The following is a 14,457-nucleotide window of genomic DNA, read 5'->3' on the forward strand; positions in this document are numbered from 1 at the left end:
CAGGGTCTGTAGCCTGTATTAGCGAAGCGTAATACAGGATCGACGTGGCAATTTCCCGTATTACGCTTCGCTAATACGGGCTACGAAATCGAGCAACTAGCAAACATCAGGCCTTATTATGACAAAACTCAAAGGTATTCTTAATGTTTTTATTTTATTGTGTACCTGCCTTCCCGTTAAAGCAGCCAATCCAAACATGAAATTACCTGCAGAAGCCTTTTGGATAAAAAATCATTGGAAATCGGCCAATGGCCTGATATTGGCTGAACCGGTAAACTGGAGAAAAGTATCGGGTTATGAGGTAGTTATAAAAGGAACAGATCAGCACATCAATACCAAAGGTCTGGACAAGCTGTTTATGTCAGGCAGCGCCAGTCCAACCCTGGGAGCGCTGCGTTGGTTACAGGAAACTTATGGCCTGAAACACCCTGTTTATATTATCGATCTGCGTCAGGAAACGCATCTGTTGCTCAATGAATTACCCATCAGTATATTTTATAAAAAGGATCAAATTAACTGGGGAAAATCCTCTGCAGAAATTAGTGAATCCGAGCAAAACTGGGTGAAACAGATATTGGCTGAAAAAACTGTTCGGATTAATACTCTAGGTCGCCCTAAAGATGGATTTAAAGTTCCCATAGATCCGGTGACGATATCGGTTAAGACAGTCTCCACCGAAGCTCAGGCAGTGGAAAAAGCGGGGATGAATTATTTCAGAATTCCTGTGCCAGATTATCATCCACCCTCACCCCAACAAGTCGACCAGTTTTTGACACTAATAAAAAAAATACCATCAGACTCATGGCTTCATTTTCATTGTGCTGCAGGAAAAGGCAGAACGACTTTGTTTATGGTGATGCGCGATATTATTGCTAATGGAAAAGAACTATCACTGGAAGACATAGTTAACAGGCAAAACGCTCTCGGTGGAATTAATTTACTCGGACAATCAAAGTCACTGGCAGTACAACCCTGGAAAAGGCAGTATCATCAAGCCCGCGTTGAGTTTCTCAAACTATTCTATACTTATATTCATACAGACGCTTATTTGAATCAGAAATTTGGTACCTGGATAGTGAAACAGCCCAACAGTGCTTATAAATCATTTATAGGAACTGAGGCTTATCAGCGATAAGTTTATCTGACTACTACTGTTTGATATACAGGTCTCGAACAGGCATAAGATATGCATTATAGTAGTCAAGAACTGATTGAAATTGCTTAATGGACTACAAGGTATAATAAAATGGACAATTCATTCGCTTTTAATGAAACCACTTTGAAGCGTATACCCCACTTTTTAGTACTCATTATTATTTTACTCCTGGGCCTTCCTTACATAGCCCTTAATCTAGGACTGGATTTCAGCACTATTACCAATAAATTAAATGCAATCAATGAATACCAGACTCATTTAATTGAATCGCAGGTACGAGGTTATTTCCGGCAAACCCTTTTGCAATGGTCAGGTTTTTCGCTTGCAGCTGTGACCGTGCTGCTCTCATTTACCCAATACAGGCTAAGCAATGACAGGCTAGCCCTGATTATTGGTTTATCCGTTTTGTTTTCGGGCTCTATAGAGGCACTGCACACGCTGGTTATTGATGGAATATCCATCAAATATAATGAAAAAACCAATCTGGATGCGCTGATATGGATTTTTTCAAACAGCATCAGTGGCCTTATTTTACTTATAGGTTTGACTCTTCTTTTAATCAATAAGGATGAGCAATCGGTCAGGTTCAGCACGTTTGTATTGCTTACTGCCTTTCTGGTGCTTTCTGCCATCATCATACTTTATTACTCAGCAGGTGTCGTCAAACTTCCCGATATGTGGTTTAAGGATTCTTATCTGTCCAGGCCTTATGAATTAATATCGGTTGGCATTTATTTACTCCTGATACTCGTTGTTTATCCCCGGATTTATAAAGCCCAACCTAATATTTTATCCGATTGTATTTTTTACATGTCAGTCACACAAATTGTGATTTCATTTTATTTAATGCTCTTGTCCAACCAACCTTATGACAGTGCCTATAACATTGCCTATTTTCTCAAGGTAGTTGCCTATTTTATCCCCTGTACTTGCCTGGTGATAAACTATGTTTTTTCTTATTCAGCGGTGCTGAATGCCCAAAAACGATTGAAGATAAAACAGGAAGAGCTGGCCTATATGGCCTCTCATGATCCATTAACTAACCTCTTTAACCGCCGTGAATTCGAAGATCTGCTGGACAAATCCATAGCGAATGCGCAAAGAACCAAGACGTCATTAGCCTTGTTGCTGATTGATTTGGATAACTTCAAAACAACGAATGATACCTTTGGCCATTTTCATGGTGATGAGTTACTTAAACAATTTTCCAGCCGGCTGACATTATTAATAAGAAAAGGCGATTTACTTTCAAGAGTGGGCGGTGATGAATTTACGCTAATATCAACCCATTTGAAATCACCTTCTGCCGCACGCCAACTTGCAGAACGGATTTTAAATGAACTGAACAGTCCCTACCCTATTTGCGGTAAATTGATTACGGTCACGGTAAGTATTGGTATATCCATCTTCCCTGATGATGGAATTTCAACAGAAGATTTGCTCAGAAAAGCCGATCTTGCCATGTATAAATCCAAAAGTTCGGGTAAAAATACCTATCAATTTTATGTGGATCAGCTCAGTCACAGACAGCACAGGGAATCCGAAGTGGAAACCCATCTGCGTCAGGGCATTCAGAATGAAGAGTTCGAACTTTATTATCAACCGCAATATAACCTTCTCACCAAAAAGATAGTGGGTGCAGAAATTTTATTACGCTGGAATAATAAAACCTTAGGCAACGTATCACCAGATGAATTTATTCCCGTTGCCGAGAGCACAGGATTAATTGTAGAGCTGGGGAACTGGATTCTGAATAAAGCCTTTGCACAAGTGATGGTTTGGTTCAGAGAATATGACAGCATGCTTTCTTTTTCAATTAACATCTCTCCGATACAATTGGCTAATCACCAGTTTCTTAACAATCTGGAGACTGCTTTAAAAAATCATAACTATCCTGCTGAACATCTTGAATTGGAAATCACAGAAAACCTGTTGATGGGTAACAGTGATGATATTAATCAGGTACTGAACAGTATTTCGGCTTTGGGAGTGCGCCTCTCTCTTGATGATTTTGGTAAGGGATATTCATCATTGAACCGTTTAAGAACCTTGCCTCTGGACACGTTGAAAATTGATAAGGACTTTGTCTCTGACATCGAAGATGAACGGGATAAAGTGGTTATTGTTGATATCATTATCAAACTGGCTAATGAACTGGGAATGAATATTATCGCGGAAGGAATAGAAACCGAACAGCAATTGGCCTATCTTGTGTCAAGGAAATGTCACCAGGGCCAGGGGTTTCTTTTAAGCAACCCTTTGACCGCAGAAGAATTTGCCCTGTTGGCTTATAACAATGCTACGGAACAAGAAACCAGCTTGAAAGAAGTGTAATCAGATTAAGGCTCTATGTTTAAGCACTGTTTTACCCATCGTCTGCGATAAGAACTCAACATTTTTTGCATTAGAACAATCCGTTCGTGCTGAGGAGGCGCGGCTTTTTGCGCCGTCTCGAAGCATTGGCACAAAACCTTTGCCCTGGTGCCTGCTTCGAGACGGGGTTACCACCCCTCCTCAGCACGAACGGGCCGGTGCGTGGGATGGGATGATAAAACCTTATTTCGAGTTTCACATCAGTTCTCAATAAAACCGTAACCTTTTTTGGCGCTCGCACAATCCGTTCGTGCTGAGGAGGCGCGTCTTTTTGCGCCGTCTCGAAGCACTGGCACAGATTTTTTGCCCTGGTGCCTGCTTCGAGACGGGGTTCCCACCCCTCCTCAGCACGAACGGGCCGGTGAGTGGGATGGGAGAATAAAAACCTTATTTCGGGTTCACATGAGTTTTGAATAAAACAGTAGTTTATTGCCACTTCGATCCCGTATTACGGCTGGCGCCTAATACGGGCTACAAATACCGGTACTAATCGCGGAAATTCTCGAACTGTAATGGCAATTCAATGTCCGATTTCTTCAATAACGCAATGGTATCCTGCAAATCATCGCGCTTTTTCCCGGTAACACGAATTTTTTCACCCTGAATTGAGGTTTGTACCTTAACTTTGCTGTCTTTAATGTATTTAATGATTTCTTTGGCCGCAGGCTGATCAATCCCTTGCTTAAAGGTCATGTTCAGTGAAAAAAACTTGCCGCTGTGGATGGGCTTGTCTTCTATATCAACCCCGGATGTGTCCAAATTGCGTTTCGAGCAATGAGTACGGAATAAATCTTCCAATTGCCTTACCTGAAAGTCCGATTCAGAACGCAGGGTCACGGTGAGTTCTTTCAGCTCTATAGTCGCCTCGACACCACGAAAATCAAAGCGAGTGCCTACCTCTCTGACCGCATTATCTACTGCGTTGCGTAATTCTACTTCATTCGTTTCAGAAACAATATCAAAAGATGGCATAGCAAACCCGTTCAAGTCAAAAATCTAAATTTAGCAAAAAAAGGAGCCTGGTGGAAGGCTAAGTTGCTGGTCAATTAATTAGCTGTTGCATAATCAGAAAAAGAGTGTTATCAAATAAATTGCTTTAAAAGTAATCCAGTCGTCTATGGAATAATAAATCCAGCAATACCGTAAGGCCGCGGACATTGCCATTACGTGAACGTCGCGGACCCCACTGCGTTATTTGCTTTCTCAAGGAGTGAGAAGTATGGGAAAGGAAAAAAGGGATCATTTGGCATTATATAAACCATTACCTTATAAAGCCCGCTTTTGGCTTTATTCAGAAAATTGCTATACAGAAGAGGAGCTCAATTTAAGGGAATGGCTTCTGAAAACCCGAGCCCAATCCGGCATCCATCAGGATTATCTGAAAAACGCCAGCCCTTGGTTTGCAGATAACGACCAAGCGCTTATAAACCCCTACGAACATGCCTGGTTTTATTCTGATGCATTTAAAACCCGCCATGTATTAAGCCGGGATGATTTTCACGTACAACCTGTCGACAGGCTCCAGTGGCCAGCTTTGTATGATTTGATGCAAAAAGTTGGAGATTATCTCCTAATCAGAAATCAGAACCTCCCTGCCGAGCATCTGAATCAACCCATGAACTTTATCCTGCTCGATCTGAATCTGATTTTAAAAAGCTTATCCCAAAATACAGACATGGGACATGTGAAAGAACAACTCGAATTGATTACCCAGTATTTAAGAACCATTGAAAAAAACATCTCTCCGCTTATTGGTTCAGACCGCCTGTTTCTGGCAAATTTTCGGTTCACTATTGATGAAGAAATTCACCCTTACCTCAATCACATGATTGAATCACAACAATTAAAGGAACGTCTGGGTGACTTGTCGAAAGTGATCAAAAAATTGTCCACTGATCGGAATCGGATTTTGCATTTTGCACTTAACATCAATCAGGTCAATCCACACCCTTACGATTTTTCCCAGCCGCAACTGGAAGACTCACCAGGCTTTCCAACCCAGGCCGCAAAAAAATGTGGCGCAAGCAGCACCGAGTTAATAGCGGATCCTATGCCGGTCTTGCATTTAACCATGGAACAACTTCATGATTGCCCTAATTTCAAATTAATCTCTATGAATGAAGATATTTTGAATCACTATGCTTCTGCCATTGCCGATTTAAATGAGCTGGAACGCTTCCAGAAAGTAATTTCTCAAATTATGGATTTATTAGGTCAGGCTGGAGAGGTCTATACTATCTATCAGTTTAATGAGCAAATGCTCAGCCTTCTCAAACAAATAGATGGCTTTATTGATAATTCATCAAAACATATAGATGCAATCCTTCATGCCAATACCCAGGAATATCATAAAGCGATAGAGACAGAACAAAATTTGTCCTTATGGCAAAGATGGTTTTCAGAACAAAAGGAATTGTTACAAACATACATTAAAAATCAGGATACGCTGGCTCAGTTTCCTTCCAGCAGTTCCGATTTGGCCAAGACCAATAAAATGCTCAAAAGTCACGTGAATCAGGTTATCAGCCATTTAAGTCAACCTCGCTCTATTGAAACCAGTTTTGAAGCTATAGCAGACAAAGCTCAGGAATTGGACAGGCTCATGGGCTCAATGCATCAATGGATTAAGATTCAACATGAAATGAAAGGTCTGCCAGCGCCAAATCCTCCTAAGTTATTACAAAGTATCACTGCGGCCGAACAGATACCCCGGCCACAAATACCGGTCATTCAGACAACGCCAGAAGAAGAACCATCACCACAAGCTGCAACGCATTATCCCCCTTTATTTTCACCACAGACCGCCCCCTCCCCGAACTTGTGTGCGGAAAGCAGCGGTCAATGCCAAAGTGATGCTTTGGAATGTCCCACTGCGAACAATAATATGCTTTATTTCGGAGCAATTGCCTTAATTCCTATAGGGCTAATTGTTTTGTATTTGATTTATAACTGGTCTCAGAAAAAAGAAAGTTCTATCCAGACCCTTCAAGGAACAGAAGATGAATTTGAACTGTTAAAAACCAGGTTTGAAGATTTACTGGTTAACATTCGCAGGTATGAACAAGAATACGACCAGGATCTGACGGATGAGTATGAAACCATTCTTCATAGCTTTAATGAATTGGTTCGCAAAGCAAAATCAGGGGTTTACCATACAGAAGAATTAAAAGAGACAATTGAGGATCTGAATTATTTCTATCAGGAAACATGTCAGAAAGAGGATAAAAGACTTAATATGGTGAGGTAAAGGGTTAACCCGATTCAGGTCATGCTGAATAAAGGTTTTTGTAGCCCGGTCTGCTTGCAGCCGGGCTACGCTCTATTGCACTCCACAAGAAGGCACCGAAATATCTGTAACATCGTCTTTGTCTAATCCGTTTTCATTTTCTGACGAGATATCTTTGGCATCGTTAGATGAATCTTCTATGTCTTCTAATTCTGGAGATGCGGAGAACTCTAAGATCACAGAATTTTTACCAGGCGCAAAAAAGGTACTGAACAAACCTTGACGTAAAGGAGAGCCTTCAGTTACACCCACTTTTTCTTCTTCATCGCTTTTTATGTCTTTAAAAATTCCTGCCGACAGGTTTTCTGTAAAAAATTTTACAAGAGAATTTTGGACGTGCTCCCTTAACAACTCATCATAGGCGTCATCAATTATGCTCTGAATTTCAGACATACGCTCTTGAATTTCCGCACGCCTGATGCCTACAGCGTTAGCCTCTTTTATTTTTTTACGTGATGAAAAACGATTGACGGCGGCTACAGTAACATTCTGCTCGTATGCCTCATTAAGCAAAGCAATGTATTCCAGAGTTACCAATTGTAATTTGACTGTTTCCCTTTTAAGGTCCTCAAATGGTGGAATCAATTCAGGAGCCTCTATTCCATTTAATTTCTGCGCTAATAAATCAAAATTCAGATCAGTAAGAAGAATCAATTTATTTTTATTGACAGGTGGTATCCTTGGTAGTAACGCGGCCACTTCCTTGCGAATTCGTGCTGCCTGATAACTTATTTCAGGATCCGTTTGAATCTGAAGAGCCAATTCTTGCCCCAAAGAAGACTCCAGCTTTTTGTTATGTGGCTTATACGGTGCAATTTTTTTCCGTAATAAAGTAATTGAATCTTTGTTGTTACTTATTAACTCATCCAAGTCTATATCTATAGTTACGGAAGAAGGATTTAAAGAGCGTAAAACCTGATTCATCCGGTTATGAAAATCAACACTATTTAAGGTTAATTCCCGATTTCGTTCCAATACAACTCTTAAAGGATGTTTGAGCTGCGACAATAAAAGAGCAGCATAAGGCAGGCCGGATTTATTATCTATCCCCATTAGAGAGGCCTCATGTTTAATCAGCACGTCAAGACAGGCAATTCTTGATTCATCGGGAGCCGTACTTTTAAAAAAATAATCAACCATAGAAGAATAAACAACATTCTTAATGGTGAAATTTTTGAAATGCACAGGGACTATATTATTTTTAAGCAGAAAATCCAGTAACTCATGGCGCCCCATTTGTAAGACAGCAAGCAGCAGTTCATCAGGGAGTAAATGATAAAATGAATTAAGTCTTTCAGCATGTTTAAAATCTGAACTCATCAAAAGTCGTTGTAATACTCTGACGCCTGCTTTTTCAATACGGGCGGCAAGTATACGCAAATCGTTTAAATCCCCGGCTGTAGCCGTGCGCTCTTTAAGCTCCACTTGCCATTCTTTTTCCTTCAAGCGGCCATGCAAGTCCCTAAGTTCTGTTGCTAATTCAGGATCCTTCAGTACTTCGCTTGAATTAAGTTTAAGTTTTAAATCTTCTATATCAGCACTGATTGCAGGCTTGAGTCTGACCTGTTGTGGCTGTGCTTGTACTGACTTTGTTTTTGATGAACGAGACTTTTTTTCCGCCTTTCCAGAATAGGCTTCTTTAGAAGAGCTTGGTTTATTGTGTTCATTTTCGCGCCCTTGTCCTATTTCTGGAGAGACAGTAACGGGGGCTGGCTTTTGATGAGAATCCTCTGCTTCCATGATTTCTTTAGATGCCGTCAGCCATCTCATTTTTGTGATGATTTTTGCTGATTTATTGGATATCTTGCTTAACTTATGTAACACGTTTATTTGACTTGTAATAACCTCCAGATATTCCTTTTTATTTTTAACCAGCTCAGAAGACAAGTACTCCAATCGATTTTCCAATTCATCGAATTGGCGCTGCAGATCACCTACCCTGCTCTTCTGGACGCCTCTTAAAAAGGTTACTAATTCAGAGCAAGCTGCTGTTGCCAAATCGGCGAATAGATCGTCTAAATCATCACTGTCGACAGGTTCATATTTATCCCCATTTAAAACAGATAACATGGGGCTGGTTACAAAGCCATCTTCAGCATCATAATACACATGCAGGCGGTATTCTGTTCCTGAAGCACTCTCAAAAAAGGCAGTGTAGTGATATTGGCTTTTTAAATCGATTTTACCTGCAGGCGACTCATACACACTGACATGATGACTGATTAAATCAAGATTATCGATACGTGTTTTCTTTGCAAGAGGTAATTCAAAAAGGAAATAACGCGCACCGGATGTATGACTTTTATTAATTAAGCGTATTCCGTCAGGCAAGACAAAATGCGTTGTACGGTAATTCATTTCAATCAGATTATAAAGAGCTTTTTTAGACATATTTAACACCAATGCGACTTAGAGCTCAAAAATAATACTTCAAGAAACAAAAAAAAGCAATTAATTAGTAAAAAACAGGCCAAATAGTTTGCGATTAGTCAAAAAATGTCGTGCAGAGAGGAAAATCGTAGCCCGGTCTGCTTGCAGCCGGGAATGAAGACTTAGTTAGAACTCAGGTTGTGTAACGATCACCAATTCCCGGCTGCAAGCAGACCGGGCTACACATCCTGCCAGGACTCTACGACACTGGTCATTCCCCGATATTCCGACGTCCCGCGGCTTGTCCGCGGGATCCAGGGTTCCACACTCACCACTCAGCCACGGGCTACGAATTATTGTGTCAAACAAGTGCCACTTGGAGCAATGTTCGTATCTTCGGTATTCACTAATTTTTCGTCACTTCCTGACGACAGGTCAGAATCAGCAACATTATCTGACACTGAAGATGCAGAAACTCTGGCATCAGACGCGAAGAATGTTACAGCACTTCTTAAACTCGAAACTTCTTTTTTATCATCACTGCCTGTTTCAGGACGTTGTAAATCTTCAGCCTGTACGTCTTGTGTTAAAACAGCTATTTTTTCATCAAGAACAGCCTTAGACCGAATGGCTTCAGATAGCGCACTCCTTTCTTCACTGATCATTTTTTTAAGATGCGTTTCCAGCAGTTCTCTATAGGCATAAGTAAGCATAGTTTTGATTTCTACTATACGATTATCAATTTCCATTGTTCGTCTTTTAAGAGCCTTAAGTTGTTTTGATTCTTTTCGAGCGTGTAGATTGACCCCAACTAATGCTTTTGGAAAATTAATTACCTCATCAACCAAACTAAGGTATTCCAATATCGCGAGTTGTAATCTGACTGTTGTTCTTTTAAGGTCCTCTAAAGGTGGAATGTATGCAAGGCTACTTAGCCCATTTATTCCTATCACTAACAAATCAAAATTAATAGTGGTTAAATTAGCAAGATCTCTTTTAGAGGTAACCTCGCGTACCCGCGGGATCAATAATGCGACCTCCCGGCGAATTCGGCCCGCCTGGTAACTTATTTCAGGATCCGTTTCAAGCTGATGAACCAACTCGTGCCCCAAAGACAGCTCAAGTTTTGGGTCATGTTGCTGGTGCAGTGCAATTCTTTGTCGCAATAAAACAATTGAATCTTTATTATTTTCTATCAATGTATCTACATTTATAGCTCGGGATTCAGGAGTCAGGGAGCGTAAAACCTGGTTCATTTTGCTATAAAATTGAATACTATTTAAGGTTAATTCCTGATTTCGCTCCAGTACAGCCCGCAAAGGATGAGTTTGCTGGAACAATAAAAGCGCTGCATAAGGCAGGCCGGTTTTGTTGTCTATGTCCATCAGGGAAGCGCCTCGTTTAATCAAAACATCAAGGCATGCCATTTTTTGCTCATCCGATGCAGGGCCATTGAAAAAATAATCAGTCATAGAAGAATAGGTAACGCTTTTTATAGTGAGATTTTTGCAATTTAAAGGGGCAATATTATGTTTAAGCAGGAAATCAAGTAATTGGTGGCGATTGCTCTGTAAGGCCAAAAGCAGCATATTCTCAGGAAGTAAATGATAAAACTGGTTAAGTAGTTCCGCATTGTTAAAATCTGATTGCAATAAAAATCGTTGCAATAGTTCACCTGCTGACTTTTCAATACTGGATCTAAGGATACGCAAATCACTTAAGTCCCGCACTGTAGCCGTGCGCTCTTTGAGTTCCACTAGCCATTCCTTTTCTTTTAAGATCACATACAGTTCATTGAGCAGATTTAGCTGAGTTACTCCAGCGAGTCTTGGAACCATTGTGAATTTAAGTTTTAAGTCTGCTACCTCGTCGCTGATTGCTCGCTGAATTTTAACCTTTGGAGTCGCTTTCGCTACTTTGCCTTTTTTACTTCTCTTGTCCTTACGCTTTGCAGGGGTAGTTTCATCTTTCGGGTGAGTACCTTTAGGCTCCGCATTCAGGCTCTCATCTTCATGCTCCGAAACTGACTCAGACTGAAACTCTCCCGACTCTATAATTTCTTTGGATGTTATTAACCATCTCATTTGTTTAATAACATCGGAGGCTTGATTGGATATCTTGCTAAGCTCGTCTAATACCTGTATTTGTCGTGCAATAATTTCCAGATATTCTTTTTTATTTTTAACCGGATCAGAAGATAAAGGCTCTAATCGATTTTCCAATTCTTTGAATTGGAGTTGCAGAGCCGCTGCCTTACTTTTCTGGGCAGCCCGCAAAAAAGTGACTAATTCAGAACAGGCTGTAGTAGCCAAATGAGCGAATACTTCGTCTAAATCATCGCTGTTGACCGGCTCATATTTGCCCTCTCTTAAAACAGATAACAAGGGTGCGGTAACCAGAAAATCTCTGGAATCAAAAAACACATGCAGGCGGAATTCTTCTCCTGCGGCATTATGAAAAAAAGCGGTGTAATGATATTGACTTTTTAAATCAATTTTACCTGTTGGCGACTCATAAACACTCACATGATGACTGCTTAAGACGAGATCATCGATACGTGTCTTATTCACATTGGGTAATTCAAAAAGAAAATAACGCCCGCCTGATGTATGCGTTTTATCAGCTAAATATATGCCCGAAGGTAAAGCAAAAGTTGTTGTTCCATGATTCATACGAATCAGGTTGTAAAGCGCTTTTTTAGACATATGTGATACCAATGTGATTCAAAATTGCAAAATACTAGAAAAATCAGAAAAAAACAACCAACATGTACAAAAATAATATAAAATTGTAGCCTTGATTACGCTCCGCTGCATCAAGGCTACGTCTATTTTAAATCAACCCCTTAATGACAGTGTCTTACAGAAAAGGTTATCCACAAAATCTGTGTATATCTTTGTGAATAGCCTGTACACGCCCTTATGGGATAAGCTCTAAATCGTGATGCTTTATTTGTTTTCAATATGCTTATGAGGTAAAAACAGTTTTAGAAAGGTTTCAGATATTTTCGGTAATCGTCACCGAACTGTTTGCTGTTAAGATAATCGAGTAACGCCCAGTTAAGCTTATCAATGATGTCGGCATTGTTAGGATTAATAGCAATAGCCGCTGTAGACTCCAAAGTTACCGGACAACCAAAATCCTGAATAATCCCTCCTGAATTAATCTGCCAATAATTGGCGCTATACGCATCCACCAGGGCAAAATCTACTTGGTTATTAGTAATCGCATCAACCATATCATCATCACGGGAAAAGATTTTGACTACTGGTTTCTCAACATTTAAGGCCTTTACCTGATCAGCATAGTCACTGTCGGTAATGCCAATTTTTTTATTACGCAGCAAATCAATTGAAAAAGTGCCTGGTACCTTTTTCTTTAAACCAATGATATGGGTTGTATTGATTAAATACGGCGATGAAAAATTAACTTTTGTTAAGCGTTCTTTCGTAATAATAAGATTACTTACGGCCAAATCCACAGTACCGTTTGCAACTGCATCAAGAAGCTTACTCCTGTCCAGAGAAAGAAATTCACACTCATAGCTTAACTTTCTACACACGTATTTCATCATGGATATATCAAATCCATCAAATCGATACTTCTCTTGCTGAACAATAAAGGGAGGGTCATAATGTGACACCCCTATGAGTATAGAGCGGCTAAACGAACAAAAGGGTACGATGAGAAGCAGTACAAGAATGAAGTATTTTCTCATTGAAGGACTCTTTATAATTGTATTGGTATTTATTGACAATTATAGAACATACTCAACAAAATGCATTTGGGAATAATGACCTGGATTAAGCCGGTATTGTAGCCCGGTCTGTGCCGCAACAAAAATTCCGCTCCCTCACGGTCGCGGCTCGGTTTCCGGTGCACGATGAAGTCAATACGAACGCACGAAAACCGAGCCGCGACCGTCAGGACATATCTTTATACACAAGTAATCACAATTAGCATATCATTCGCTCATTCAAAGAATGAGCGAATAAATAAATATGTATAATTGGGCTGAGTTAGAGATTCAAGGTGAAGATTTTGGAGATAAGCGATTAAATAAACGTTTTACAAAGTTACTTGAGAGTTTATTTAGTTCACCCAGTAAAAGCATCCCTGGAGCCTGTAAAGGTTGGGATGAGACGATCGGTGCCTATCGTTTTATAAATCATCATAAAATAACGCCGACCAAGATATTAAGGCCCCATCGAGAGGCCACTTTATCCAGGATAAAAGCGCAAGAAGTGGTACTTATTCCGCAAGATACCAGTGACGTTGATTTTAGTGGGCATGAATCCAAGATTAACATGGGTTATCTAACCCAAAAGAATAGCCGTGGCTTTTATATTCATCCCAGTGTTGCCTTTACTCCTGAGCGATGTTGCTTAGGGACTATAGATTTACAACTATGGATACGAAGTGAACTAGGCACGAGAGAGGATAGAAAGAACAGAGAAGTCGAAGAAAAAGAAACGTATTGTTGGTTAAAAGGCTATGAAGCGGCTAATGAAATAGCAAAAGCTGCACCGAACACCGTAATCGTAAGTATCTCTGACCGTGAAGGAGATATTTACGAAGTCTTAGAGAAACGACCCAACGAACATAACAAAGCGTATTGGTTGGTACGATGCCAGCATGACCGTAAAGTGCTTAATAAAGATACCGGTGAATTTAATGCAAAATTGAGACAGTCTGTTGAGGGTGGCGAAATAAAAGGTCATATTGAATTTGAACTACCTGCCGGAGAGGTGAATAGGAATAGTAAGGCCAGGCATAAACGAAAAGCCCGCCTTGTGAAACAAGAAATACGATTTAGCCAATTGGTGCTGAGCCCTCCCAAAAGAGCTAATACACCCCTTGAACCAACTCCAGTCTATGTGATACATGCCAAGGAAATTAATGCTCCTGACGGCGAAAAGGCCATTGAATGGTACCTTTTGACCAGTTATCCCATTCAAACAGCGGAACAAGCAACAACACTGGTAAATTGGTATCTATGCAGATGGCAAATAGAGATATTTTTTAAGGTACTAAAATCAGGATGCACGATTGAAGAGCTTCAATTTGAATCGTTAAGAAGCACGGCAAATAGTCTTGCTCTTTATATGATTGTCACTTGGAGAATCTTGTTTTTAACCATGATGGGAAGGACTTGTCCTGAGATAAGTTGTGATGTCTTCTTTGATGAATGTGAGTGGAAGTCTGTTTATGCCGTGCTAAAAAAAGAAAAACCACCCAAAGTCCCCCCCTCTCTTAATGATATGATTATAAT

General features: G+C 40.3%; 8 protein-coding genes. 4 read left to right on the forward strand and 4 right to left on the reverse strand.

The features are described from left to right. Positions 1-118: 118 nt before the first annotated feature. Together B094_RS16465 and B094_RS0106730 are read left to right on the forward strand one after the other, a co-directional pair. Entirely contained in the window at positions 119-1,135 is a 1,017-nt protein-coding gene (locus B094_RS16465; RefSeq protein WP_018577041.1) for a fused DSP-PTPase phosphatase/NAD kinase-like protein, read from the forward strand. A 111-nt stretch (positions 1,136-1,246) separates the two neighbouring features. After that, positions 1,247-3,490 carry a putative bifunctional diguanylate cyclase/phosphodiesterase gene (locus tag B094_RS0106730; RefSeq protein WP_018577042.1) on the forward strand — a complete coding sequence of 748 codons (2,244 nt, stop codon included), beginning with the start codon at positions 1,247-1,249 and terminating at the stop codon, positions 3,488-3,490. 525 nt (positions 3,491-4,015) lie between these two features. On the opposite strand, the gene B094_RS0106735 is transcribed toward B094_RS0106730, so the two are convergent. Beyond that, positions 4,016-4,501, reverse strand: coding sequence for a YajQ family cyclic di-GMP-binding protein (locus tag B094_RS0106735; protein WP_018577043.1), 486 nt, complete (start codon positions 4,499-4,501; stop codon positions 4,016-4,018). Positions 4,502-4,748: 247 nt separating this feature from the next. Between B094_RS0106735 and B094_RS0106740 the strand changes: the two genes are divergently transcribed. Then, on the forward strand, positions 4,749-6,776 hold the full coding sequence (locus B094_RS0106740) for a hypothetical protein (RefSeq protein ID WP_018577044.1): 2,028 nt from the start codon (positions 4,749-4,751) through the stop codon (positions 6,774-6,776). A 72-nt stretch (positions 6,777-6,848) separates the two neighbouring features. On the opposite strand, the gene B094_RS0106745 is transcribed toward B094_RS0106740, so the two are convergent. The 3 genes from B094_RS0106745 to B094_RS0106755 form a co-directional block, all read right to left on the reverse strand. After that, entirely contained in the window at positions 6,849-9,206 is a 2,358-nt protein-coding gene (locus B094_RS0106745) for a hypothetical protein (protein ID WP_018577045.1), read from the reverse strand. Positions 9,207-9,538: 332 nt separating this feature from the next. Then, entirely contained in the window at positions 9,539-11,890 is a 2,352-nt protein-coding gene (locus B094_RS0106750) for an ankyrin repeat domain-containing protein (RefSeq protein WP_018577046.1), read from the reverse strand. Positions 11,891-12,171: 281 nt separating this feature from the next. After that, complete coding sequence (locus B094_RS0106755; RefSeq protein ID WP_040524052.1) at positions 12,172-12,903, reverse strand: transporter substrate-binding domain-containing protein; 732 nt, start codon at positions 12,901-12,903, stop codon at positions 12,172-12,174. Between the two features lie 283 nt (positions 12,904-13,186). Here B094_RS0106755 and B094_RS0106760 point away from each other — a divergent pair. Then, the coding region (locus B094_RS0106760; protein ID WP_018577048.1) for an IS4 family transposase at positions 13,187-14,457 on the forward strand (1,271 nt) is incomplete at its 3' end.

Source organism: Legionella shakespearei DSM 23087, assembly GCF_000373765.1.
GTDB lineage: Bacteria > Pseudomonadota > Gammaproteobacteria > Legionellales > Legionellaceae > Legionella > Legionella shakespearei.